Here is a 24,270-nt window from a genome sequence, read left to right as displayed (position 1 = left end):
AGGCACGGGTGCCGGGTGGATGCGCCGTATAGGGTTCGGCCGCGGCGCAAGCATGGTGACAGCGGGGGCCGTCGCGATGCTGGTGCTCACGGGGTGCGTCGCGGCCGACGCGAATGATGCCGGGGGCGCGGATGCGCCGGTATGGGATGGTGCGACGCTCGTGTCGGTGCCCGGCCTGCCGGATGAGGCGCTCGAGGTCATGAACCAGCCGCAGTTCGCGGGCGGTCGGTGGTCGATCTCGGTTGAGGACCTCGACACGGGAGAGACGCTCATCGACCTGGACGGCGACAAGCTCGCCGAGCCCGGTTCGTTCGTGAAGACGTACAGCGCGGGCGCGGCCTGGGTGAAGTGGGGGCCGGATCACACGGTCACGACGCCAGTGAAGCAGTCGGGCGAGGTCACGGCCGGCACCCTGGACGGAGACCTCGTGCTGGTCGGGCAGGGCGACCTGACGATGGGCGGGCGCACGAAGGACGACGGCACCGTTAGCTTCACGAACCTCGACCACAACGACGCCAACCCGCTGCCGGGCGCGACGCTCACGCCGGAGGATCCGTTGGCGGGGCTCGACCAGCTCGCCGCGCAGGTGAAGGCTGCGGGCATTACGGCGGTCAGCGGCGACGTGATCATCGACGACCGGCTCTTCCAAGGCACGCTCGCGGAGCAGCCGATCACGCCGATCGTCATCAACCAGAACCTGCTCGACGTGCTTGTCACGCCGGGGGAGGCCGGCCAGCCTGCGACTGCGGCGCTCACGCCAGCGGTCGGCCAGTGGAAGCTCGACCTCCAGGTGGAGACGGTGCCCGCGGGCGAGGAGACCGAAGTTTCGCCACCGAAACCGTCGCCGAACGACCCGAACACGCTCGTCGTGTCCGGCACGATCGCCGTGGACGCCGACCCCGTGCTGCGCGTGTACGAGTTCGATGACCCGGCGACGTTCGCCCGCACGGCGTTCATCGAGGCCCTCGAGCGTGCGGGCGTCACCGTCGGCGCGGACCCGTTCGCGGAGAACCACAAATCGGCGCTCCCGGAGCGGGACGCTGTCGAAGCGCTGCCCGCCGTCGCCGAGTTGGAGTCGCTGCCACTCGAGGAGGAGGTGACCTATGTCATGAAGGTCAGCTACAACCGCGGCGCGCAAACCCTCATCTGCCGCCTCGCGGTCGACGCCGGGAAGAACAACTGCGACAAGCAGGGCATGGGGGTCGCCCAGGCGATCTGGGCAGACGCCGGCCTCGACACGACGGGCGCATCCCTCATCGACGGCTCCGGGCTCGAGGGCAACTACATCACGCCGAAGAACGCCGTGCAGATCCAGACGCTCATGGCGGAGCGACCGGATGCGGAGCGCTGGCGCGACACGCTGCCCGTCCTGGGCGTCGACGGCTCCCTCGCCGACGTGCAGGAGGACAGCCCGGCGGCGGGGAAGGTGTACGCGAAGACGGGGACACTCGCCAGCGCGGACGCCTTCAACGGCCGGCTCCGGCTCGGCACGAAGACCCTCGGCGGTGTCATGCAGACCGAGAGCGGTCGCAACCTGGCCTTCACGATCATCGTCAACCAGGCCTTCTACGACGGCATGGCCGGCGTCTTCGAGGCAAACGACGACGTCGGCAAGGTCGCGGCGATCATCCAGCAGGCGTACTGACCGCACGCGTGGCCGTCACGTCTCGATTGCGACGTGGTAGAGCTGGTGGCCAGCTCGAAGATCGTGCCGCCCGTCCCTGGCGGGTCAGGTGGCTGCCTGCCAGAACACCATGGACTGTGCGGGGCCGCCGCAGACTGCAGGCGTTTCTGGCACGGCTGGCCCGACGCCGCCCCCGCCCGAGATCGTGTCACCTACGCCCACTGTTCCCACCCCGGGTACATCGACGCTGAGACCGTCTTGAGTAAGCTGCGACCCGAACGGGAACTGCAGGAGTGTCCGGTACTCGCCCTGGATCACGATCCAACAGCCGCCTTCGTTCAGCCCGAGTGTCCCACCGATGTTCGCCTCCATGAGGGTTTCCGGCTCCCGGATGGCGGCTAGCAAGATCGTCGCGCCGCTCGTGGTCGTCTGTGTTGGCTCGAGAGTCGGCCAATCCTCGTACCCGTTCGTGTAGATCGTCACGAGCTCGCCGGTCGAGTTGCAGTAGAGGTTCCATTCGGCCTGAGTCTGCTGCGTCGGGACGAGGGTGATCTGCCATTCGCCGTCCACAATGTTCGCGATGGCTTTGTCGTTGACATAGGTGGCGTTGTACCGCTCTGGTGATTGGACGGAGGGGTCTGGCCGCCACGCCTCAACACAGGCCGCGACGGCTTCGGGCTCCGTGAGCTGCGGGTCTTCCGATGCCTGGAGCGGCGTCGGCGTCGCAGTGCTCGTCGCATCGGGTGCGCTGCCGACAACGGGGGCCTGGCTGCCGAGATAGGTGGTGGCAGCGAAGACAAGTGCGGCCACGGCTGCGCCCGTCACGGCGACGAGGCCGATGCTCCATGCGAGGCGCGTGCGTGTGCGTGTGCGTGTGCGTGTGCGGCCCTTGCTTCGGCGGATCGTTGGGGCCGACTGCTGGTTCTGGTCGGGATCTGTGGCCAGGATGCTCGCTTTGACCGCCTGCGCTTTCTCGCGCTGCTTCTCGGTCAGAGTTGTGAAGGCCGCAGAATCGAGCTTGCGCAGCTGCTGCAGGATGTCGTCGTCGCCGTTCATGGCTGGTGCTCCGTCACAGTCGAGGGGGAGTGCGGTTGTGGTGTCGGGTCGTCGAGGTGCTGACGGAGCGCTGCCCGGGCGCGGTGCAGGCGAACGCGGTAGCTCTGGGGGCTGATGCCGAGCACTGTTCCGGCGAGCGACGAAGGAAGCTGTTCCCAAATCGCGAGCGACAGGACCTCCTGGTGGGCTGGTTCGAGTCGCTTCCAGGCTGCGGCGAGGTCGAGGCGCGTGTCGGCCGTCCGCGCCTCGTCGCTGAGCAGCTGAGCTTCTTCGGCGTCCGCGATGCGCACGCCGAGCGCGGTCCGCTTGCCGCTGTCGCGCCACTCGCGCAGCAGACAATTGCGTGCGGTGCCGAACAGCCAGGCTCGGGCTTCGTCGCGAACGGAGGGCACGTCGTCGAAGCGACGCCACGCGGTGAGGAAGACCTCGTGCGCGATGTCCTCAGCGGCGTCGAGGGATGCGCGCCTGGCGATGAAGCGCAGCACGTCGACGTAGGCGTCGTCGTACAGCGCGGAGAAGCGCTCTGCGCGTTGGCTCTCGAGTCTGTTCGGGCTCACATCACCTACATGCCCAGAAACGCCCGCCTGTTACAAATCGCCCGCGACGGCGAGGTAGCGCACCACCGCGAGCACGCGCCGGTGGTCGTCGGATGCGACGGGCAGGCTGAACGCGTCGTAGATGTTCGACGTGTGGTGCACGACGGCCTTCTCGGAGGTGCCGAGGCGGGCGGCGATGAAGCTGTTGCTGCGCCCCTCGGCCATGAGGCTGAGCACTTCGAGCTGGCGGGGCGTCAGCTCGCCGATGGGCCCGTTGATCTTCGTCGCGCGGGACACGAGCACCGAGACGACGTCGGGGTCGAGGACCGTGCCGCCGGCCTGCACGTGGCGCAGGTCGGCGGTGAACGAGCGTACGTCGGCGATGCGCTGTTTGAGCAGGTAGCCGACGCCGCCATCACGTTGCCCGATGAGCTCGCTCGCGTACCTCCGCTGCACGTAGTGCGAGAGCACGACGACTGCGACACGAGGGTGGGCCTGGCGGATGCGCAGCGCGGCGACGAGCCCTTCGTCGGTGAAGGTCGGCGGCATGCGGATGTCGGTGATCACCAGGTCGGGTTCCAGCCGCCCGACCTCGACCTCGAGTTCAACCGCCGTCCCGACGGCGGCGACGACCTCGAAGCCGTCGTTTGTGAGGACATGCCCGAGGCCTTCGCGCAGCAACGCCTCGTCTTCGCCGATCACAACTCGCATGGCAACTCCACTCGTATTCGCGTCCCCGCCCCGACCGGCGAGACCAGCTCGAAGGATCCGCCGAGGGTGTCGATCCGGTCGGCGAGTCCCTTCAAGCCGGACCCGTTCTCGACCCGTGCCCCACCGCATCCATCGTCGTGCACCGTCACGGTCAGGAGCGCGCCCGCTTGCGTGATCTGCACCTTCACCGACCGTGCGTCGGCGTGCTTGACGGCGTTGGTGAGGGCCTCGGCGACGATGAGGTACGCCGACTGTGCGGTGGCGGGCGCGAGGGCACTGTCGTCGACGTCGCTGACCAGCCGCGCCGGGATCTCGAGCCGGTCGACGAGGTCTTCCGCCGCCGCCGTCAGTCCGCGTTCGATGAGCGCAGAGGGAAGTACCGCGTGGACGAGGCTGCGCAGCTCGGCCGCAGCGGCGTCGATGCGGCGGCGCAGCTCCGTCGCCTCGGTCACTGTCGACGGATGCGCGTCGTCGGAGTTCGCGATCTGCTGCGCCTCGAGTGCGAGGAGCACCAGTTGCACCTGCAGTCCGTCGTGCAGGTCTCGCGCGATGCGGGTGCGCTCGCGGTCGGCGGTCTCCACGATGCGCAGGCGCGACTGCTGCAGGGCCTCGTTGCTGGCGAGGAGCGCTGCGGTGAGGCGCTCGCGGTCGAGGGCGATGGCGAGCACGCGCCCGGCGCGGCGCACCGTCTCGGGGTCTGCGATCATGCGGCTGTCGTAGCTCACGGCGCCGACGAGGCGTGCCTCGACGTGCACCTCTTCCCAGCGCCGCGGCGCCGCCTGTGCGCGCACATCCACCTCGAAGCCGTCCTCGTCGACGAACGAGCCGCGGTCGTCGACCCAGTAGGACACCGTGAGCGAGTCGTCGCCGAGCGATCGCGCGAGTGCCGGTCCGACCACGGCTCGAGCGGAGCCGGCCAGGCTGAGCCACGCGCTGAGCGCTTCGGCTTCCACGGTCGATGAGTACCCGCCGAAGAGTACGCCGAGCAGGAAGGCGATGGGGATGCCGGCGATGATGACGAGCTGGATCGAGCCGATCACGTCGCCTGGCGTGCCGACGAGACGCAGCACGTTGGCGCTGAGCGGAATGCTGAGGACCGCGAGGATGCCGTACAGGTACAGCGGGCGCAGCACGCGCAGGTTCCTCGGGTCCGCGGAGCGCAGGCGACCGACGAGCAGCACCGCGGTAACAACCATCACGGCGAGGCCGACGCCCGCTTGCACCCACACGGCGACCAGGTGGCCGGTCGACTCGGGCGGTAGCGCGTAGAGCGGCACCTGCAGCACCAGCGTCACGCCGTATCCAGCTACGACCGTCGCAACGGAGAGGCGTCCCTGCAGGCGGCCGGAGGGGAAGGCGTGCAGCAGGTGCACTGTGACGGCGAGGATCAGCGTCGCGAAGATGGCGCCCAGCTCCGAGAGCCCGGGCAGGCCGAGGTTGCCGACACCGCCGAAGAACATGGCGACCGCGCCGACGAGCAGCAGCCCGCCGACCATGCTCTGCGGCCTCCGCCACCAGGCGATGACGCCCGCCGCGGTCCACACGAAGAAGACCCCGGTGAAGGCGGCGGGCACCCAGAACGGTGCGGGCGAGCTCGCTCCGACGGCCAGCTGCGTTCCGCCCAGCGTCAGCGCGAGCACGGCGATGAGGAGCAGCGCGGGGCGTAGCGCGTCGCCGCGCGCGGTCCGCAGTGGAACCGGCAGCGCGGGGCCTTGGGTGGAACGGTGCACGTCGAGGTCACCTCAACTCGGCCAAGTGGAGCAGCACCGGTCGAGTCGAGTGTGGAGCGGATGCACGGTGCTGCGCGCTGGGGGAGCGTGCACGAAGCCTAACCCGGGGCGGGCCGGGGCGGGCCGGGTCGGTCGGGGTCGCCGGGGCTACCCTGGTGGCTTGCTCGTGCAGCCTGCTGATCGAGGTGGACAAGGGCAGCGCAGCGCCCGGCTCAGGGCGCTCGCGGGGAGGCGAACGGAGGAGACGCGTGTCGGTACGGGCTGGGCGATGGTTCCTCGTCGGGGCGACCGCGGCGCTCGTCGTTGGTCTCGCCTGGTTCGCGCTCGTCGAGGCCGCCGCGGGGCCGTGGGCGCGGGCCTCGGCGGGCGGCGCGGTCGTCGCGATCCTCGGGGCGGTAGCGCTCGCCGTGGGATCGGTGTTCTTCGGCCGGTTCGTCGAAGCGAGGGTCGAGGGGGCCAGCCTTGTGCTCAGGTCCATCGTGCGGCGAGCTCGGGTGATCCCGCTTGCCGACATCGACCAGGTGGTCGTTGTCGAGCGCCTGCTGCTTCCGACGAGGACGGGGCCGGGCACCGCCGCGCGAGTGATCGTGCGGCGCGGCGACGTCACGGTCGCGGCCTTCTCGCCGCATGAAGTCGGGGTCGTGGATGCGCTGCGCTCGGCCGGGTGTCGCGTCACGCTGGTCAGCGAGCCGCTTACCCCGATGCGCGTGCTCCGCCGCTTCCGAGGCGGGGCGAGCGTTGGTGAGGTGCTCGTGGCGGCCGCGCCGGTGATCGCCATCGTCGTCGGAGCGCTGGTCCTGCTCTGGGTCTTGGTCGAGTGGCTCGGCCGCTAACTCCTCGACGCGCTACTCCACGTATTCGAGGGCGATGACCAGCTCTGCGCGCACGCGGGCGTCGTCGAGGTCGAGCCCAAGCAACCCACGCAGCTGGTCGATCCCGCGCCGCACGCTGTTGCGGTGCATCCCGAGCTCGCGGCCGGTCGCATCCCAGTGGCCGTTGGCGTGCAGCCAGGCGCGGAGCAGCGCGAGCCTCGTGGCTCTGGTCTCGGTGTCGAGGGCGAGCAGGGGCTCGAGGCGACGCTCGGCGAGCGCGCGACCGGAGGCGGCTCCGATGAACGAGTGCACCGGCGCGAGGTCGGCGCCGACACGCACGACCCCGCCGTCTTCCCGCGCTCGCCGTTCGAGGGCGCGCACTTCGGCGGCGGAGGCGCGCAGCTGGTCGGGCGCGACGGGGCGACCAACGACAAAGCTCCAGCCTTCGTCGAGGAGCGCAGCGAGCCGCCGTTCGGTGACGTCGAGGCGCGTGATGAGCGTGACGGTGCGGTGCTCCGCGGAGATGGTGACGAGCTTCGTGTCGAAGAGGCTCCGCCATCGGTGCAGCTCGCTCGCGGGGGTGGGGGAGCTGGGCGCGCAGCCGACGACGACGCGGAGGGTTTTGGCGCGGGTGTCGCCCCCGGCCGCCTGCGCGAGCAAGCCGCGCCACAGCTCGCTGTCCTGATCGTCGTTGGGTCGAGCAAAGATGTCCTCCTGCTCAAGCAGCAGCGGCACGAGCAGCTGGCCGGGGGCGACGCTGCCGGAGGTGCGCTGCCTGGCGATGAGCTCGAGCATGCCGTGCGCGGTCGTGAGGAACGCGTGGGCTGTGGATCCGGCCGGGGGAGCCGACTCGACGAGCAGGGTGCCGAGCGCGGCGCCGCCGAGGCTGCGCAGCGGGTAGACGGCCGCGCCGTCTCGTGCCGGGTCTGGCGCATCTGCGAGCGCTCCGAGCACCGGTGCGGGTGGCACGTGTCCGGCCCGGGCGCGCACTGCCCCGCCGGGGCCGACGATGGCGACCCAGGAGTGGAGGCGTTCGGTGAGGGCCGCGGCCACGGCCGTCTCGGGTTGGTCGGCGGATGCGGCGCGCAGCAGCCTGCGGGTCGCATCGGCGAGCGTGCGCAGCGCATCCACTCGCCGCAGCTCCGTCATCTCGGCGAAGGTGCGGGTCACGGCGACGAACGGGGTGTCGTCGGGCACGAGCACCAACGTGAGCCCGTGGGCGGCGCACGCCTCGACCAGGCCGGCCGGCGCGGCGCTGAAGACGGGGCCGAGGCCGACGCCGAGTGCCACGATGCCGGTCCGCACGGCGCGGGTGACGTAGTGGGCCAGCCCCGCGTCGTCGAGGTCGCGCAGCGCGACGCCCGCGGTGAGCAGGAACTCGCCCCCGAGGAGGTAGGGCGTCGGGTCGGCCAGTTCGCTCGAGGCCACCCAGCGGATGCTCGTGTCGAGCGCGCCATCGACGACGACGTTCAGGTGCAGCTCGGGTCTGGCGATTAGTTGCTGCAGCGTGATCTGCCCGTGTGGCGACGAAGGTGATGGCATGCGAGCTCCCGTGCATTCTGTCGCATCTTCGCGACGAACCGAGCATATCGCCCGTGGAAGCGTCGTGTGGTGCGACCATACGATGGCCGAGCCCAGCACGACTGGCACAGTTTGGCGGCGCTGATCGATCCCTGATCGCGCTGTACCTCCCGAAATGAAGGGGAGCCGTCAATGGCGACACCACCCACCACGACCGGCAGGTCACGCACACCGCTCGGCGCGCAGCTTCTGCGCCGCAAGCCCCTCGAACAGCTCAGCGACGAGTCGCTCACCGAGTCCGGTGAGGGCGGACTGAAGCGCACGCTCGGCATGTGGCAGCTGACGATGATCAGCGTCGGGGCGACGCTCGGCACGGGCATCTTCGTGATCCTCGGCACCGCGGTGCCGCTCGCGGGCCCGGCCGTGTGGATCGCGTTCGCGGTCGCGGGCCTCGCCGCGCTGCTCTCGGCGCTCTCGTACGCCGAGATGGCGAGCTCGGTGCCCGTCTCCGGCTCGAGCTACTCGTACTCCTACGCCACTATGGGCGAGGGGGTCGCGTGGGTCTGCGGCTGGTGCCTCGTGCTCGAGTACGGCGTCTCGGTCGCGGCGGTCGCCGTCGGGGCGGGCCAGTACGTCAACGAGACGCTCGGCGTCTTCGGCCTGGCCCTGCCGCCCGCGCTCGCCAACCCGATCGGGCTCGACGGCGGCTTCTTCAACCTGCCGGCCGCCGCGCTCGTGCTCGTCGCGATGGTGCTGCTCGTGCGGGGCGCGAAGGAGAGCGCCTGGGTCAACACGGTCATGGTCGCCATCAAGGTGCTCGTGCTGCTCGTCTTTGTCTTCATCGCCTTCACCGCGTTCACGACCCAGAACTTCGAGCCGCTCGCCCCAATGGGAGCGGCGGGCGTCGCCGCGGCCTCGAGCCGCCTCTTCTTCTCGTACATCGGCTTCGACGCCGCCTCGACCGCTGGCGACGAGGCGAATAACCCGCAGAAAGACCTGCCGCGCGCGATCATCCTGTCGATGGTCATCGTCACCGTCGTCTACATTCTGGTCGCGGTCGCTGCCATCGGCGCGCTCCCGTGGACAGAGTTCAACGACGGCGAGGCGGCCTTTGTGCGCATCCTCACCGACATCACCGGCCAGCCCCTGCTCGCGCTCATGTTCTCGGTCGGCGCGGTCATCGCCATCGCCAGCGTCGTGCTCACCGTCTACTACGGGCAGACGCGCATCCTGTTCCGCATGGCGCGCGACGGCATGGTGCCGAAGATCTTCGGCCGCGTCCGCCCCTCGACCGGCACCCCGGTCGCCGGCACCGTGATCGTCGGCGTCATCATCGCGGTCGTGGCGGCGTTCATCCCGCTCGGCGAGCTGGCGGATGCGACGAGCATCGGCACCCTCTTCGCGTTCGCGCTGGTGAACCTGTCGGTCATCTACCTGCGCCGCGCCCGCCCCGAGCTGCCGCGCAGCTACAAGGTGCCGTTCTTCCCGGTCGTGCCGATCCTCGGCATCGTCATGTGCCTCGGCCTCATGATCACGCTCGGAGGCACCACCTGGATGGTGTTCGGGTTGTGGATGCTCGTGGGCGTCGCCCTGTACTTCGCGTACGGTCGGAAGCACTCCATCGTCGGCGCCATGAGCGAGAACGACTACGTCAACGCGGCAACGGCCGCGACCCCCGTCATCATGAAGGAGCACAAGTGACCATCGCGACCCCGATGCCGAGCGGCCCGCAGCGCGCGGAAGGCGCATCCCAGCCGCAGGACTCCGCGCCCGTGACCATGCTGAACCCCGACTTCCCGTTCAGCTACGACGAGTTCCTCGCGCATCCCGCCGGCCTCGGCTCGGTGCCCGAGCACCGCCACGGTACCGAGGTCGCCGTCGTCGGCGCCGGGGTCGCGGGGGTCGTCGCCGCCTACGAGCTCATGAAGATGGGGCTCAAGCCGGTCATCTTCGAGGCCGACAGCATCGGCGGCCGGCTCAAGACCCGCTCGTTCGATGCGGCGCCGAGCGTCATCGCTGACCTCGGTGGGATGCGCTTCCCCGAGTCGGGGCGCGCGTTCTACCACTACGTCGACCTGCTTGGCCTCGAGACGCAAGCGTTCCCGAACCCGCTCGCCGAGGTGACGCCGTCGACGGTCATCGAACTCGCTGGCAAGGCGTTCTACGCCGAGACTCCCGCCGATCTGCCCCCGTTCTTCACGGAGGTGGCTGAGGCGTGGAAGCGTGCGCTCACCGAGGAGGCCGACCTGGTTCGCATCCAGGACGCCATCCGGGCGCGCGACACCGAGACCCTGAAGGCCGCGTGGAACGAGCTGGTGGGGAAGTTCGACAACCGCTCGTTCTACGGCTTCGTGGCAGAGAGCGCGGCCTTCAGGGATCTCAGCTTCGAGCACATCGAGGCGTTCGGGCAGGTGGGCTTCGGCACCGGCGGGTGGGACACCGACTTCGGCAACTCCATTCTGGAAATCCTGCGCGTCGTGTTCACGAACGCCGACGACGCGCACCGCCGCATTGTGGGTGGCGCGCAGAAGCTGCCCGTTGACCTGTGGCACCACGAGCCGTCCGAGCTCGAGCACTGGCCGGAGGGCACGAGCCTCGCGAGCCTCCACGGTGGCGTGCCCCGCGGCGCGGTCGCGGCGATCAAGCGCGGCCCGAACGGCGGCGTCAGCATCACCGAGAAGTGGGGGCGCACGCAGGAGTTCGCCTCCGCGATCGTGACCTGCCAGTCGTGGCTGCTTTCGGCGCGCATCGACACCGACGAGGAGCTCTTCTCGCCCGAGATGTGGACGGCCATCGAGAAGAGCCACTACATGCTCTCGTCGAAGACGTTTGTCATGGTCGACCGCCCCTTCTGGCGCGACCTTGACCCCGAGACGGGAAAGCCCGTCATGAGCATGACGCTCACCGATCGACTGCCGCGCGCCACGTACCTCATCGACGAAGGCCCGGATAAGCCCGCCGTCATCCTGCTCTCGTACACGTGGAACGACGACGCCCTCAAGTGGCTCGCCCTCGACGCGTCGGAGCGCACGCGGCTCATGCTGCACTCGCTCGACAAGATCTACCCGGGCCTCGACATCGGCGCGCACATCGTGGGCGAGCCGATCACCGTGTCGTGGGAGGCCGACCCCAACTACATGGGCGCCTTCAAGAACAACTTGCCCGGCCACTACCGCTACCAGGAGCGTCTCTTCGGGCACTTCGTGCAGGACGAGCTCGAGTCACACCAGCGGGGCATCTTCCTCGCGGGTGACGACATCTCGTTCACGGCAGGCTGGGCGGAAGGTGCGGTCACGACCGCGCTCAACGCGGTCTGGGGCGTCGCGAAACACCTGGGTGGCGCATCCGCTACCGACAACCCTGGGCCGGGTGACGTCTGGGCGGAGCTTGCTCCCGTGCGCCTCGACTAGCCTGGCGCCGTGACTGACTCCGGAAAATCTTTAGACGCGACGCACATGTTCGGCGACGACCCGGAGATGGTGCACTCGAGCCGTTCGGCGATCTCGACCGGCAAGCTGCCTGACTCCGGCGACGTGAAGACGGCGGTCGACGAGACCTACGAGCAGTTCTCGTCGGTCGACGATGGCGAGGTGCCCGACTACATTCCGGCGTTGGCGGATGCGGATCCCGACCTGTTCGGGATCTGCATCGTCTCGACCGAGGGCGAGGCGTACAGCCGCGGTGACGCGGAGCTGCTCTTCACGATTCAGTCGATCTCGAAGGCGTTCGTGTTCGCGCTCGTGCGCGAGGAGGTCGGTCACACGAAGGCGCGCGAGTTGGTCGGCGTCAACAACACGGGGCTGCCGTTCGACTCGGTCATGGCGATCGAGCTCAACGGCGGCCGCACCATGAACCCGCTCGTCAACGCCGGGGCGCTCGCCACGTCGGCGCTTGCGCCGGGGGAGTCTTGGGAGGAGAAGTGGGACTTCATCCGTCGCGGCCTCTCTGGCTTCGCGGGCCGCGACCTCGAGCTCGACGAGGAGGTCTTCGAGTCGGAGCGCGAGAACAACATCCGCAACCAGGGCATCGCGCGCCTGTTGCAGAGCTACGGGCACATCACCCTCGACCCGCTTCAGGTCACTGAGCTCTACACGCGGCAGTGCGCGCTGCTCGTCACCGCCGAAGACCTCGCCGTCATGGGTGCGACGCTCGCCGACGGCGGGAGGAACCCCAAGACGGGCGAGCAGGTCATCGGGCAGGGCGCATCCAGGGATGCGCTCGCCGTGATGGCCGCGAACGGCCTGTACGAGGCGAGCGGCGAGTGGCTGTACGAGATCGGGATGCCCGCCAAGAGCGGCGTCTCCGGTGGCCTCGTGACGATCGCGCCTGGCAAGGGCGGGTTCGCGAGCTACTCGCCGCGCCTCGATGATGCCGGGAACAGCGTGCGCGGCATCAAGGCGGCCAGGCACCTCTCCAACGAGCTCGGCATGAACCTCTTCGCGGCGGGCACTGTTCAAGACTAGATTTGGGGTCGTGACGGCTCTCCCTGAATCGATGACGCTTCCCGACCACCCGACGGAGTTTCCGCACGAACCTGACCTCGTGCATCCCGACACCCGCGTGGTCTCGACCGGCAACCTGCCGGACCCGGCGCACGTGCGCGAGATGCTGTCGGAGACGTACGAGCGCTACCGCGACGTGCAGGACGGCCACGTTGCCGACTACATTCCGGCGCTCGCTGAGGCCGACTCCTCGTGGTTCGGGCTGAGCCTCACGTCGGCGACCGGCCACCGCTTCTCGTTCGGCGACGCGCAGCTGGAGTTCTCGATTCAGTCGATCTCGAAGGCGTTCGTCTACGCACTGGTCGTGCAGGAGCTGGGCCACGTGGAGGTGCGGGAGCGCATCGGCGTCAACAACACGGGCCTGCCGTTCAACTCGGTCATGGCGATCGAGCTCAACGGCGGGCGCACCATGAACCCGCTCGTCAACGCGGGTGCCCTGGCGACGACGTCGCTGGTGCCGGGGAAGACCTGGGATGAGAAGTGGGACTTCATTCACGCTGGGCTCTCGAAGTTCGCGGGCCACGAGCTGGTGGTCGACGAGCGGGTGTACGAGTCTGAGATGCAGACCAACACCCGCAACCGCGGCATTGCGAGGCTGCTGGAGAGCTACGGGCACATCTCGCTCGACCCGATGCAGGTCACCGAGCTGTACACGCGGCAGTGCTCGCTGCTCGTCACGGCCGAGGACCTCGCGACGATGGGGGCGACGCTCGCCGATGGCGGCGACTGCCCGATCTCCGGAGTGGACGTGGTGGATCCGGCGGTGAGTCGCGACGTGCTCTCCGTCATGGCCACGAACGGCATGTACGAGGCGAGTGGTGACTGGCTGTTCGAGGTCGGGATGCCGGGCAAGAGCGGCGTCTCGGGCGGCATCGTCACGATCGCGCCGGGTAAGGGGTCGCTCGCGACGTTCTCGCCGCCACTGGACACGGCCGGTAATAGCGTGCGCGGCATCCGCGCCACGAGGCACCTGTCGAACAAGCTCGGGCTGAACCTCTTCGCGTCGACGGTGCAGTAGCGCCTTCGCGAGGAGGTTCAGCCGATCGGAATCGCGTTAGAGGGTCAGAGCGGGACGTTCTGGCAAAGGCTGATGTCGTCCGTGACGCTGACGGCGCTGCCCGGGGAGCTGTCCGGCAGAGCGATCGTGCCCGTCAGCTGCGGTGCGAGCTCGAAGTTCTCGTTGATGCCGAAGAACGTGACGTGCTGCCCCAGGTCGAGAGCAGCCTCCAGCGTGTAGGTGGCGGTTGAGGTGCCGAGGAAGCGCTCGATGGGCGAGTCGAATCGGACCGCGTAGATGCCAAAACCTGGCGTTGCGGTCAGCTCGATGACGGTGCCCGCGGGGAGCACGCCGTTGGCCCGCAGCGAGGGGGCACCGACGTTTTCGAAGCAGCCGCTCTCGAGCGTGATGTCGAGTGTCGTCGACGAAGCTTGGGCGGGCGCCGCGGCGGTGATGAGGATGAGTGGTGCGCTCCAGGCGGCGGCGGCGAGGACTCCTCGCCGACTCGCGCCGTTGCGCTCTGCGAGGGTGGGGGTGACAGTTGGAGACACGGGGGATGTGTGCACGGACAGTCTTTCGCTGGGGAGGGGAACGGCAGGCGCACACTGCGCCTGCCGTGGTGGGGTGAGCGAAGCCTAGCCCCAAGCGAACTCTTGTGGGGCCCCGATTGCGCAAGATGTCGGTCGCGCATCGGAGCTGGCGTGATCGGGCGTCAGGCTCCGATGTCGACGCGCTCGGCCGCCGGGATCGTCCGCAGGCCGGTCGTGTCGAGCGAGTGGCGCTTGTCGCGGCGCTCGACGGCGACGCCGAGTGCGGTGAGGCCAGCGCCGAGCACGGCGAGGACGACGCCGACCCAGCCGGGTGCGAGGTAGCCGAGGCCGCCCGCGATGACGAGCCCGCCGAGCCACGCGCCGAGGCTGTTGCCGACGTTGAAGGCGGCGTGGTTTATGGCCGCACCCAGGAGGGCTGCCTCGTCGGCGATGCGCACGAGGCGCGACTGGATGGCGGGGAGGAGCGACGACGAGGTGAGGCCGAGGAAGAACACGGCGACGAAGAGGCCGACGGGGTTCGAGGCGATGAGGCTGTAGAAGATCAGCGCGGCGATGAACGAGCCGAACCCGACGAACATGGTGCGCGTGAGGTTGCGGTCTGCGGCCCAGCCGCCGATGAGGTTGCCGAGGGTCATGCCGACGCCGAGGGTGGCGAGCACCCAGGGCACGATGCCGGGGCCAAGGCCCGTCTCGCGGGTCGTGACCTCTGCGATGTAGGAGTAGACGGCGAAGAAGCCGCCGAAGCCGATCGCGCCGACGGCGACCATGATCCAGAGGCGCGGGTTCTTGAAGGCGATGAGCTCCTTCATGGCGCTGCGCTCCGGGTTGCCGGGGTAGCGGGGCACGAAGAAGAAGACGAGCAGGAACGTGACGAAGAAGATCGCGGCGACGAGGATGTACGCGTAGCGCCAGCCGCTGGCCTGGCCGAGCCAGGTCGCGAGGGGCACGCCGAAGATGTTGGCGATCGTGAGGCCGGAGAGCGCGAGGGCGACGCCCTGGCCCTGCTTCCCGGGTCCCATGATGCGGGCCGCGAGCAGCGAGGCGACGCCGAAGTAGGCGCCGTGGGGGAGCGCCGCGATGAAGCGCATCACGGCGGTCGTGCCGAAGTCGGGCATGAGGGCGGATGCGGCGGAGGCGACGATGAAGATGCCGAGGAGCCAGAAGGCGAGCTTCGTCTGCGACATGCGGGCCGCGAGCACCGCGAAGACGGGGGCGCCGACGACGACGCCCAGGGCGTAGGCGGAGATGAGGATGCCCGCCTGCGCGATCACCGCATCCGGGTTCTGCTCGAAGCCGGGGAGCAGCTCACGTGCGATGTCGGGCAGGAGACCCATCGTGGCGAACTCGGTGACACCGATGCCGAACCCTCCGAGCGCGAGCGCGAAGAGGGCGATTCCGCGCCGGAAGGGGGTGAGTTCGGGCATGACCTGCATGTTGCGGACCTCTGCTTCTGAGATAGGGGACTGGGTTCGCAACGCTGCGCGCCTACCAGGCTATTCCCAGCGAGCCGATTGTGCGAACAATCGGGCGAGCGGATGCGGCAGGCTGGCTGGCTGGCGCAGAGTTGTGGCAAGTTGCTGTTGTCATCATCTGCAAGTGCAGAGAGCCACAACTCCGCGGGGACGCGGGGTGCGGTGGCACGGGGCGCCGTGGCGGATGCGCTGAGTCAGCCTGGCGCGACACGTTCGACACGGTGGTGCGCGGTGCCCTCAGGTTCCGCTAGGATGGTCGAGTTGTCCTCGCGGAGAACAAAAGCCACGGGCTGTGGCGCAGCTTGGTAGCGCACTTGACTGGGGGTCAAGGGGTCGCAGGTTCAAATCCTGTCAGCCCGACGGTGTGATGTCGCAAGACATCGGAATAGCTCGAACCTGCAGTTGCAGGTTCGGGCTATTTCGTTTTTGGGGTGGGTCCTTTGGGGTTGCCGGTGGGTTGGTAGTCGCGGCTGAGGTCGATGGTGAGCTCGCGGAGGACTTCTCCGGTGGTGGCGTTGATGACGGTCACGTCGAGGTCTTTGATCAGGAGCTTGACGTGGGTTCGGGCGTGGGTTCGTCCGATGCCGATGCGGCGGAGTTTGCTGTCGACGCGGAGTGTGACGACGCCGGAGTCGTCGATGCGGTCGGTGCGGACTCGGTCGTGCGTGCTGTCCTGTTTCGCGCGGCTTGGGACGGCTATGATGCCGGTGGGTCTGCTGTACGGACGGGTGACACCTGATTTGTGGTGCCGAGAGGTGCTTCTGCGCATCCGCCCGGCGACGCGCACGATATTCCGTCATCTGATCCCCCTGTCCTACGCCAGGCGATCACCACGACCGCCCAGTCAGATCAAGCGAACCGAACCCATACGCCAACACCGTTATGTTGACTGGTCGGCACCAAGAGCACCGACCTGAGCGGGCAAGCAGCGGCCGGCCAATACAACCACGAGGCCGGCATAACGGCGCCAAGCGCGGAAAGAGCGGGCTGAGTCGTCTCCCAGCATCCCAGGGTCGGGTTCCGGGTCGCGAATGAGTGCGGTTGCATCACCGGGGTCGCGTGCATCGGAGGTTTCTCCCTCCGAGGCGGGGCGGATCGCTAGGTGGAGAGCATTCCGCGGACGTTCTCGATCACGACGAATTTGGGTTGCAGGATCTCGATCGCTGTCGCCATCTGAGCCCACATCTCCGAGCGGGTGCCGGGTGCGAGGCCGGTGCGTCTCCCGACGGTCGAGACGTCCTGACATGGCAAGCCTCCGCAGAGGATGTCCACTGCGGGCACGTCGTGTCAGTTGACGGTGGCGATGTCGCTGAGGTTGGGGGCGTGGGCCAGTGGTGGGAGAAGACGCGGGCGACGGGTTCGTGGATCTCGGAGAACCAGACGGTCTCGGCGTTGAAGACATGCTCGACGGCGAGATCGAGGCCGCCGTACCCCGAGAACTGGGAAGCGACGCGCAGCGGTGCCGCCTGTTCGTGTTCGGCTGTCTGGCATGAGGACTCCGAGAGTTGAGTAACCCCGGTTGAAGATCGCGTCTGCGATCTCCTCCGAGCTGGTCACTTGCCAGGTACGCCGCCCCGTCACAGAGCCGCCGCGATCCACGGTGAGTCCGCCGACGACCGCGTGCTCCGATCCGCCTTTTGAGCTGCCACACGTCTTCAGAAGAGGCGCCAGCGTCGCGAACTGATGATCCCTTGGCGAGTTCGTCTGGCGCCGCGGACTGCATCGGCTGGGCCGTGCGCGTTCACGTCGCTAATGTCAAACTATGAGCAACAAGCCCGGCACGAAAGCCAGCCGCGAGGAGGAGATCGCGTTCCTCGCCATGGAACAAGTGCTTGCAGTCGACATCAGGCTAGCTGACGCCGGTGCGGGCAACAAGAAGCCCGACGGATTCTGGATCTACCTCGACAATGAACGTCTTGGCATCGTCGAAATCACCGCGCCACCAGCCACAAACCTGATGAGCGCATGGGCAGCTGCGAAGAGGGAAGAGCGGCCCCAGAGCGAAAGCGGCTCGATCCCGCCGCGCTTGGGTGCGCTCGCAAAGGTATGCAACGAATTGCTCGCTGAGGGCTGGGCTAAGGACAACCTCGACAAGCTCCTAGGCGAACCAGCCGACGAGCGGCATCTCTTATTGTTCGGTAGGTCTTACGCGAGGGAGCACTATTTCTTTCGGCTCTCCGATTCATACGAGGACGGCAGAACCGAGCACGTCGAAAACCTAGTCCTATCAGAGGGAATCTCCGATGTTTGGTTCCGCGGCCGTGCTCGACGGGACCCGAACAGTCTGTTACAAGGCTCTACCGATCTTTGGCTGGCTCGGTTCCAAGCCTCATCCGGCTGGCATCACTACAAGGTCAGCATCGAGGAGCAACAACTTCCATCACCCAACCCGTGCATCGCCGAGGATCGAGTTCCGAAACACTGGCGACAATCGAAGGACCGGAACAGGACCCGCTGAGCCGATGAGGCCTCACTAGCGCCATTGGATGCGGTCGTTTCTTCCAGTCGCATCGGTCTGTCTTCGGTTGAGGTCACACCTCATCGGTCAGTGCCAGCTGCGCCATATCAGCGTGGGCCTAGAAGCCGAGTCGGGCCAGGGTATATCTGTCAGCTGCCCACCTCCTTCTCAGAAGGAGGAGCCAGATGACGGTCTCGATGCGGGTGATGTCGGCTACAAGTATCTCTTGGGACCTGTCGCCGCAGGCGACGGCGACTCCGCCCGCAACGGCGAAGTACTCGCCATCCGCCGCCGCGACATCGACGTCACCAGCCCGCCCCCATCCATCCGGATTACCGGCATGATCGTTAGCCACCTCGGCGAACCGACCACACTGCAAGACCACCCGAAGACACCGAAGTCCCGGAGAACCGTGGCGATCCTGTCCTTCACAGCGGAAGCCGTGCGGCGGCGCTTGACGCGCCTGGAGGACCGCGATCTCGACGCCTTGCCGTTCTGCAGCCGAGAGGGAACAGCGCTGACGACGAATATCGTATGCCGCCAGCTCCGGCACGGCCTCGACCTTGCCGGGATCACCGGAGTCACCCCGCACATGTTCCGCTGCGTGGTAGCGGCCGTTATCAACGAGATGGCCGGCGTCGAGCTCGCCGCCGAACTGCTCGCGCACATGGATTCGAAGATTGCGATCCAGCTCTACATCCGTCGCAATGAGATGGTGAAACCGCTGACCGCCGAGATGCTGGAGCGGGCGTTCGCGAAGGACCAGTGATCGTTGACCGAGCGACGGGATCGTCGCAGGTCGGTGACGATCCCGTCGGCTGTAGGGGCGCCCCTCTATGCGCGGGAGCTGGGCTTGGCGCTCTGTGTCTCAAAGACGGCGAGGTCGCCGTCCGCCAGTCTCCTCAGGTCGACGCCCTCATTGATGGGCTCTCGTTCGACCCGATTTTTGATCTCGATCAAAAGCGGGTAGCGCTAAGCGGCGTAGTTGAGGAACGCCGGTATGTCCTTCTTCAAGAGTGGAGCGCACTGAGGCGGGCGAACCTCGGCGACATCGGATGATTCGTTGAGGGTTGACTCGGACATCTCGTTCCTACCTTCCTCTTGTCTGTTCCTTGCGGCGCTAAGCGAGCCATGCTCGCTGCGGATCTGCGGCGTACTCGATAGTGCGCTTCGCTTCCACCCATGGAGCCCGTCGTCATTGACGAGTAGTTGGGCGGGGCTGGAGCGAAGGGCCGATCAGACCAGTAGGTCGGGGTTTCGACTCACCTTTGGTCAACCCCGGGGTGCTCTGCGCGAAGCGCTGCGGCACTTGCAGAAGGTCAAGGACTGAATACCGTTAGGTCCACCTGGCGTGCGTTGTGCGAAACGGCCGGTGATCGTGACGTCGCGGGTACGACTCGCGTTAGGTCTGCCGAAATAGCCCTACACGAAATCCTCGTCCGCGTCGCCGCGTCGCCGCGTCGCCGCGTCGCCGCGTCGCCGAGTCGCCGCGCAGGCCGAGCATGGCGATCTCCGGTCGAAGCTCGACGCAGATGTCCTCGGGTTCGGTCCGGTGAGCACACACTCCAACTACGCATTGTTCAGCTGCTTGCGATCTGCGGGTTCCGCGGCGAGGTAGCGGGCCTGCAGCATCCGCCGGAACTCATCGGAGTGGGCCATGTCAGGAACGGCGAGGACTTCGTCGATCAGGGTCGTCAGGGCAGTGCGGTGCTGGGCCATCGTGGGATCTCTGCTTTGCTTCTTACCAGAAACAACTGGTCACCCCAGGGTGGCCCCTCACCGTCTACGACGACGAGAACCCGAGGGAAGTGACACCACGCTATAGGCCTCATCCTCGCATCGTCCCAATAGCATGGCTTCATGTCGAATGAACTCGGAGCAGCGTCGCCTCAGAGTGGACCCAATCGCTTGGGTGAGCTGGATCTGTCAAGCCTTGCGCCACAATTCGATGAAGAACGACATGGCGGATACTACAACCTACTCGCGCGGGCGCTGAGAGACAACCGACACCGCAATATCGCCTTAACCGGTGCGTACGGCGCCGGTAAGAGCAGCATTTTGCAGCAGCTGGTGAAGAAGAAGCGTCGTCAAGCCATCGTTCTTTCGCTGTCAACGATCGCGCCGGACGCTCATGATGGCGACGACCTCACCGGGCATGATGCTGAAGGCAGCCCTCGAACTCGAGAAATTCAGAAGGAGATCGTCAAGCAGCTTCTGTATCGGCTGAAGCCATCGGCTGTGCCGCAATCTCGTTTCCGGCGTCCCGACCTGCCCAGGCGAGTTTCAGCGGTCGTGATCGCAGGTCTCTCCGCCCTCGCGATTGGGGCGTTGACATGGATTCTTGCTTCCGATCTTATCCAGGAACGCGCCAACGAGTGGTTCCCTGAAGTGTGGCGGCAGTGGCTTGCCTATGGAGTCGCGCTCGTCCTGCTCTGCTTCATGATGTGGATCATTGTGAAACTCGTTCGAGCGAGGCCCAAATTCACCGCATCCGTTCAGTCGGTCGGAGCTACGGTCACACTAGCGAAGGGAGAAGATAGCTACTTCGACGCTTACCTGGATGAGATTGTCTACTTCTTCCAGGCAAGCCGAGTACGGATTGTCATTATCGAGGACATCGATCGATTCGAAGATGTGCTTGTTTTCGACACCCTTCGAGCTCTGAACAGCATTCTCAACGGTTCTCGGCAAGTCGGAGGAAGAGTTGTGTTCATATATGCAATCCGTGACAGCGTTTTCGAACAGATCGGAAACGGATCGTCGGAAACCGGGGGCTCAACCTCGACCGACGAGACCGGCGCAACTGACCACGCGCTCGACGGTCTAAAGCGGGCCAGCCGCACAAAATTCTTCGACATCATCATCCCTGTCGTCCCGTTTGTGAGCGCAGACAACGCCCGGGATCTCATGTCAGACGTGATGAAGAGCGATCAGTTTGCAGTGAATCCCGCACTGATCCGCCTCGCTGCGCGTCACGTCGCAGACATGCGCCTGATTCGCAACATTCGGAACGAATTTGAGGTCTATCGCGAACGCCTGATCACCTCACCGAACAGCGTTCCTGGAATCACCGATGACCTAGTCTTCGCCTTAGTGCTGTACAAGAACACCCACCTCGCTGACTTCGAAGACATCCGCCACCGCGAGAGCCGCCTCGACTACCTCTTCATGTTCTGGCGCCGCCTGGTCAGCGAAGAGCTTGCCAGTCGAACGAAAGCCCTTGCAGAACGCCGCCGTCTTCAGCTCCGGGAATCAACTGAGACAGCCAAAGCGCAAAGGCTTGGAACCCACCTCGCCGACTACCTCGCCACCTTGCGCAATGCCAGCTCCACCGAGGTAGAACTCGTGAGTCCGGCCACTGAAGACACACTCATGGAGCCCTCGACCTGGGAGGCGATAGCAGGCGGCGAGGCCCAAGTGATCGCATTCGCCCCTGGATCCCGATACGAAGTGACGCTCTCGCTCTCCGCGCCGCAACTTGGATCCTTCATCGGCGTGCCTGCTGACGGCGACGGCTGGACATTGGCTGACCGCGACGCTCTCCAGCAGACGTTCGACGCAGGTATGGGTGGGGTGGAATTCCTACGCCACCATTCGTGGGAAGAACTTGCAAAACGCACGGAGTTCACCGCCGACCTCAATGCACTCTCGAAGCCTCTACCGCGCGGTGTCGTTGCCAAGGCGCCACTGACCTTTGACGATGCAATTGAGTTGCTGCTCGAATCAGACCTCGCACGAGACCTCGTCCGACACGGCTACATCACCTCCGACTTCGCTGTCTACTCGGCAAGCTACTACGGCACCCACCTCGGTCCCGCCGCGCGTGAATACATCTGGCGATGCATTGAACCCGGCAGCCCGGACGCGTCGTTCGAGATCAGCCACGATCAAGTCGAGCAACTGCTTCGCGAACAGGGAGCCGACGAACAGGGCCACGGCGACGCCGCAGACATCTTCGACGACGCAAGCATATTCAACGTCAGCATCCTGGACTACCTCCTCAACAGGCGCCCAGTAGCTGCAGCCAAGGTCGCGCGCAGAATTTCCTCTATGGGAAGCACGGAGCTCGAGTTCCTTGAGTTCTACCTCGTTCATGGCGCGTCGCCCGACCGATTGATTGCCTACCTCGTACCTCACTGGCGATCAGCACTCACGCACATCGCGGACATGACTACCGGCGACGCAGCCGCACAGCTCACCCTGTTGAACGCCGCATTGCTCGCGCTTCCCGATTCGAACTACGACACGGACGAACAACTCAAGACCCTCATCGAATCCCACTACCGGGAGCTCCCGGCTGTCAGCGCTCCAGAATCCAAGGAAGCAGCCGACAACGTCGCAGGTGTCCTTCGATCAGCGGGCGGACAGATCCCCACGCTGGCTGATCTCAACGACGCAGCGTGCACAGCGATCGTTGCGCAATCGCTTTACCCCATCACCATCGAGAATCTTGGCATCATCGTCTCCGACACCGTCATCGCGCTCGACACCATTGAACCGAATGACACGGCTTATAAGTATGTGTTGCGACACATCGATCAGTACCTGCCGCTGGTCGACGATGCCCGAATCAAGGTGATGTCCGAGCCTGGATGCTTTGCTCAGACTGTTGACGCCCTCGTAGACCACTCCGCGATGAATCTGCTGACCCGCGTGATTGCCCTCACCCCTGATAACTGCAAGGTGCCGGACCTGCACGCAGTCAATCTGGCCGCCTGGCCTGCACTCGTCGAGCTTCGTCGCACGACGGCAACGTTCGGCAATGTCGACGCGTATCTCACCGAGCACAGCATGGATGTCACACTGGGTAGTTTCCTTCGGAAGGCACAGACGATTGTGACCCCCATGACTGTCACCTTAGACAGGAGGAAGGCGGTAGCTCTGGAGCTCGTAGGGGCCCGCAGTGTGATCGACTCTGCGTACATCCGAGTGCGCCTAGCCAAGAGCGTCATGCCCGGCAAGCTTCCACCTGGAGAGCTCACCCCCGAACCTGGAAAGCTGATCGCCTACCTACTGCAAGCAAAACTACTTAGTGACGACGCGACAGCCTTCGAACGTCGACTCATGGTCGACTGGGACACACTCCAATCTGCAATTCTCGCATCGAAGCAATTCGACTCATTCGTGGACTCGGCTCTAGTGACCATCGCCGATTTCGCCCGTATTGTGCGCGACCGGAAGATCTCTAACAAGATTGTGGTCGCGATGCTGGCGGACCTTGGTGGTTTCCTTCGCGGTGCATCTCGGGTCCAAGCGCGCGCACTCGCTATCGCGTTGGCAGACTTCGGGTGGAAACTCCGGACTCGCAACATTGAGTTACTTCTCCAGGCTGGCGTCGGCGCGAACGCGGTCATGCGACTACTTCACAATGCCAAAGATAGATGCACGACAGCCGATATCCAGGACTTGCTCCGGCAACTCGGTGATAACTACGCAAAGGTCGCAGAGGGAGGCGTCGGCCGGCCGTCCTTCCGCAAGGACGCGGCGCACGAATACGTGTTCGGTCGCCTCGTCGGACATACAGTGCGCTCGGTGAAATCGACGGAGCTCAAGCGTTGGGGTGGGGCCGCGCTGATTGTCAGGCTCGAATGATAGCGGCGAATGACCGCCAGCAGGCGAGTGGTGCGCCGTCTCACGCAGTCTTCACAGCGCGTGGAGACGACGTTGTGAGCTTCGGGGTGATCTGTGTCAGGCCTTGAGCTCGGTTGTCTACTGGACCGGCCGGACCTTAGTTCCTGACATGACCTGCGTGCTGAGGTTCGGGCCTCGGTTGTGTGGGCTTGTCTACTCGGAGAGGGCCATGGCCTCCATGCCTCGTCAGCATTCGTCTCAGTTTCGCGAGCGCGCCTGCACCTATCCATGACGGCTGCGACCCCAGAGACTTGGGGGTCTGCCAGCAACGATCTTTCAGTTGCGGCGTCATGAGCGCGTCGAAGCTGGGGAAATTCCCCGTATCGACAGCAAACCTGCTGCTGAGTTGGCCGATGAGCGCCGAGGTATTCGAGAGCCCGAGGACGAGCTCTCCGCGACTCATCGGGCCGCGTCAGTATTGAGGGTCGAAGAGATTCGCCCAACAGGCGGTTTCCGGTCGTCGTGGCCCTGACAGGGCAGGGCATCAGCGTCGCGACAGCCTATTGCGTTCTGCGCGCTACCGCCCGCCGCTGCCGGCCGTGGCGCGACCGGCCAACGTGTCGAGACGCTGGGAGAGACGGTTGCGACCGTCCACCGCGCTTCCCGGCGGTTGCTCTGGCACCCGCCGGGCGCGCCGACCTCGTGCGCGGACCGGGATCCACGTCGGCA

Annotated in this window: 19 protein-coding genes and 1 tRNA gene; 10 read left to right on the top strand and 10 right to left on the bottom strand. The window is 66.2% G+C overall.

All coding sequences use genetic code 11. The features are described from left to right. Positions 1-52: 52 nt before the first annotated feature. A complete protein-coding gene (gene dacB / locus ACPYN9_RS04890) occupies positions 53-1,645 on the top strand; it encodes a D-alanyl-D-alanine carboxypeptidase/D-alanyl-D-alanine endopeptidase (protein ID WP_424464417.1) in 1,593 nt (530 codons plus the stop codon). Between the two features lie 84 nt (positions 1,646-1,729). Here dacB and ACPYN9_RS04885 read toward each other — a convergent pair whose 3' ends face one another. The 4 genes from ACPYN9_RS04885 to ACPYN9_RS04870 are packed head-to-tail and all read right to left on the bottom strand — an operon-like array spanning position 1,730 to position 5,657. Continuing rightward, positions 1,730-2,680 (bottom strand): hypothetical protein, encoded by a 951-nt coding sequence (locus ACPYN9_RS04885; RefSeq protein ID WP_424464415.1) that lies wholly within the window; start codon positions 2,678-2,680, stop codon positions 1,730-1,732. Further along, entirely contained in the window at positions 2,677-3,237 is a 561-nt protein-coding gene (locus ACPYN9_RS04880) for an RNA polymerase sigma factor (protein WP_424464413.1), read from the bottom strand. Before ACPYN9_RS04880 ends, ACPYN9_RS04885 begins: the two co-directional genes overlap by 4 nt. Positions 3,238-3,267: 30 nt before the next feature. Further along, entirely contained in the window at positions 3,268-3,927 is a 660-nt protein-coding gene (locus ACPYN9_RS04875; protein ID WP_424464411.1) for a response regulator, read from the bottom strand. After that, positions 3,915-5,657 (bottom strand): sensor histidine kinase, encoded by a 1,743-nt coding sequence (locus ACPYN9_RS04870; protein WP_424464409.1) that lies wholly within the window; start codon positions 5,655-5,657, stop codon positions 3,915-3,917. Before ACPYN9_RS04870 ends, ACPYN9_RS04875 begins: the two co-directional genes overlap by 13 nt. 248 nt (positions 5,658-5,905) lie before the next feature. On the opposite strand from ACPYN9_RS04870, the gene ACPYN9_RS04865 reads away from it, so the two are divergent. Then, positions 5,906-6,490, top strand: coding sequence for a hypothetical protein (locus ACPYN9_RS04865; protein WP_424464407.1), 585 nt, complete (start codon positions 5,906-5,908; stop codon positions 6,488-6,490). Positions 6,491-6,502: 12 nt separating this feature from the next. On the opposite strand, the gene ACPYN9_RS04860 is transcribed toward ACPYN9_RS04865, so the two are convergent. Continuing rightward, positions 6,503-8,011 carry a PucR family transcriptional regulator ligand-binding domain-containing protein gene (locus tag ACPYN9_RS04860; RefSeq protein ID WP_424464405.1) on the bottom strand — a complete coding sequence of 503 codons (1,509 nt, stop codon included), beginning with the start codon at positions 8,009-8,011 and terminating at the stop codon, positions 6,503-6,505. Positions 8,012-8,182: 171 nt separating this feature from the next. Between ACPYN9_RS04860 and ACPYN9_RS04855 the strand changes: the two genes are divergently transcribed. The 4 genes from ACPYN9_RS04855 to glsA (ACPYN9_RS04840) are packed head-to-tail and all read left to right on the top strand — an operon-like array spanning position 8,183 to position 13,510. Further along, positions 8,183-9,691, top strand: coding sequence for an APC family permease (locus ACPYN9_RS04855; RefSeq protein ID WP_424464403.1), 1,509 nt, complete (start codon positions 8,183-8,185; stop codon positions 9,689-9,691). Further along, on the top strand, positions 9,688-11,400 hold the full coding sequence (locus tag ACPYN9_RS04850) for a flavin monoamine oxidase family protein (protein ID WP_424464401.1): 1,713 nt from the start codon (positions 9,688-9,690) through the stop codon (positions 11,398-11,400). Before ACPYN9_RS04855 ends, ACPYN9_RS04850 begins: the two co-directional genes overlap by 4 nt. Positions 11,401-11,409: 9 nt before the next feature. Continuing rightward, positions 11,410-12,453 (top strand): glutaminase A, encoded by a 1,044-nt coding sequence (gene glsA, locus ACPYN9_RS04845; protein ID WP_424464399.1) that lies wholly within the window; start codon positions 11,410-11,412, stop codon positions 12,451-12,453. A gap of 10 nt (positions 12,454-12,463) precedes the next feature. Then, positions 12,464-13,510 (top strand): glutaminase A, encoded by a 1,047-nt coding sequence (gene glsA / locus ACPYN9_RS04840; protein WP_424464398.1) that lies wholly within the window; start codon positions 12,464-12,466, stop codon positions 13,508-13,510. A gap of 44 nt (positions 13,511-13,554) precedes the next feature. On the opposite strand, the gene ACPYN9_RS04835 is transcribed toward glsA (ACPYN9_RS04840), so the two are convergent. Next, the gene (locus ACPYN9_RS04835) at positions 13,555-14,040 is read right to left on the bottom strand and encodes a hypothetical protein (protein ID WP_424464396.1); all 486 of its coding nucleotides are present in this window, start codon (positions 14,038-14,040) and stop codon (positions 13,555-13,557) included. Positions 14,041-14,201: 161 nt separating this feature from the next. Then, positions 14,202-15,464 carry an MFS transporter gene (locus tag ACPYN9_RS04830; RefSeq protein ID WP_424464395.1) on the bottom strand — a complete coding sequence of 421 codons (1,263 nt, stop codon included), beginning with the start codon at positions 15,462-15,464 and terminating at the stop codon, positions 14,202-14,204. Positions 15,465-15,798: 334 nt separating this feature from the next. Between ACPYN9_RS04830 and ACPYN9_RS04825 the strand changes: the two genes are divergently transcribed. Further along, positions 15,799-15,872, top strand: a tRNA-Pro gene (locus ACPYN9_RS04825). 55 nt (positions 15,873-15,927) lie between these two features. Here the strand turns inward: ACPYN9_RS04825 and ACPYN9_RS04820 are convergent. After that, positions 15,928-16,281, bottom strand: a complete 354-nt coding sequence (locus ACPYN9_RS04820; RefSeq protein WP_424464393.1) for a hypothetical protein — start codon at positions 16,279-16,281, stop codon at positions 15,928-15,930. A gap of 329 nt (positions 16,282-16,610) precedes the next feature. Next, positions 16,611-16,784, bottom strand: a complete 174-nt coding sequence (locus ACPYN9_RS04815) for a DNA cytosine methyltransferase (protein WP_424464543.1) — start codon at positions 16,782-16,784, stop codon at positions 16,611-16,613. A gap of 490 nt (positions 16,785-17,274) precedes the next feature. On the opposite strand from ACPYN9_RS04815, the gene ACPYN9_RS04810 reads away from it, so the two are divergent. Both ACPYN9_RS04810 and ACPYN9_RS04805 read left to right on the top strand, forming a co-directional pair. Then, a complete protein-coding gene (locus tag ACPYN9_RS04810; protein ID WP_424464391.1) occupies positions 17,275-17,970 on the top strand; it encodes a hypothetical protein in 696 nt (231 codons plus the stop codon). A gap of 226 nt (positions 17,971-18,196) precedes the next feature. Then, positions 18,197-18,739, top strand: a complete 543-nt coding sequence (locus ACPYN9_RS04805) for a hypothetical protein (RefSeq protein WP_424464389.1) — start codon at positions 18,197-18,199, stop codon at positions 18,737-18,739. An 800-nt stretch (positions 18,740-19,539) separates the two neighbouring features. Here the strand turns inward: ACPYN9_RS04805 and ACPYN9_RS04800 are convergent. Next, positions 19,540-19,689 carry a hypothetical protein gene (locus tag ACPYN9_RS04800; RefSeq protein WP_424464547.1) on the bottom strand — a complete coding sequence of 50 codons (150 nt, stop codon included), beginning with the start codon at positions 19,687-19,689 and terminating at the stop codon, positions 19,540-19,542. A gap of 141 nt (positions 19,690-19,830) precedes the next feature. Between ACPYN9_RS04800 and ACPYN9_RS04795 the strand changes: the two genes are divergently transcribed. Next, positions 19,831-23,562 (top strand): hypothetical protein, encoded by a 3,732-nt coding sequence (locus tag ACPYN9_RS04795; protein WP_424464387.1) that lies wholly within the window; start codon positions 19,831-19,833, stop codon positions 23,560-23,562. The last annotated feature ends 708 nt before the right edge of the window (positions 23,563-24,270 follow it).

Origin of the sequence: Pseudoclavibacter helvolus (genome assembly GCF_049707175.1) — a bacterium.
Taxonomy (GTDB): Bacteria; Actinomycetota; Actinomycetes; order Actinomycetales; family Microbacteriaceae; genus Pseudoclavibacter; species Pseudoclavibacter helvolus_A.
This window is presented reverse-complemented; position numbering and strand designations above follow the sequence as displayed.

Coding starts and splice junctions, on each gene's coding strand:
- dacB (WP_424464417.1), top strand. CDS start 53: ATGGTGACAGCGGGGGCCGTCGCGATGCTGGTGCTCACGGGGTGCGTC.
- ACPYN9_RS04885 (WP_424464415.1), bottom strand. CDS start 2,680: ATGAACGGCGACGACGACATCCTGCAGCAGCTGCGCAAGCTCGATTCT.
- ACPYN9_RS04875 (WP_424464411.1), bottom strand. CDS start 3,927: ATGCGAGTTGTGATCGGCGAAGACGAGGCGTTGCTGCGCGAAGGCCTC.
- ACPYN9_RS04860 (WP_424464405.1), bottom strand. CDS start 8,011: ATGCCATCACCTTCGTCGCCACACGGGCAGATCACGCTGCAGCAACTA.
- ACPYN9_RS04855 (WP_424464403.1), top strand. CDS start 8,183: ATGGCGACACCACCCACCACGACCGGCAGGTCACGCACACCGCTCGGC.
- ACPYN9_RS04830 (WP_424464395.1), bottom strand. CDS start 15,464: ATGCCCGAACTCACCCCCTTCCGGCGCGGAATCGCCCTCTTCGCGCTC.
- ACPYN9_RS04820 (WP_424464393.1), bottom strand. CDS start 16,281: ATGCGCAGAAGCACCTCTCGGCACCACAAATCAGGTGTCACCCGTCCG.
- ACPYN9_RS04810 (WP_424464391.1), top strand. CDS start 17,275: ATGAGCAACAAGCCCGGCACGAAAGCCAGCCGCGAGGAGGAGATCGCG.
- ACPYN9_RS04800 (WP_424464547.1), bottom strand. CDS start 19,689: ATGGCCCAGCACCGCACTGCCCTGACGACCCTGATCGACGAAGTCCTC.
- ACPYN9_RS04795 (WP_424464387.1), top strand. CDS start 19,831: ATGTCGAATGAACTCGGAGCAGCGTCGCCTCAGAGTGGACCCAATCGC.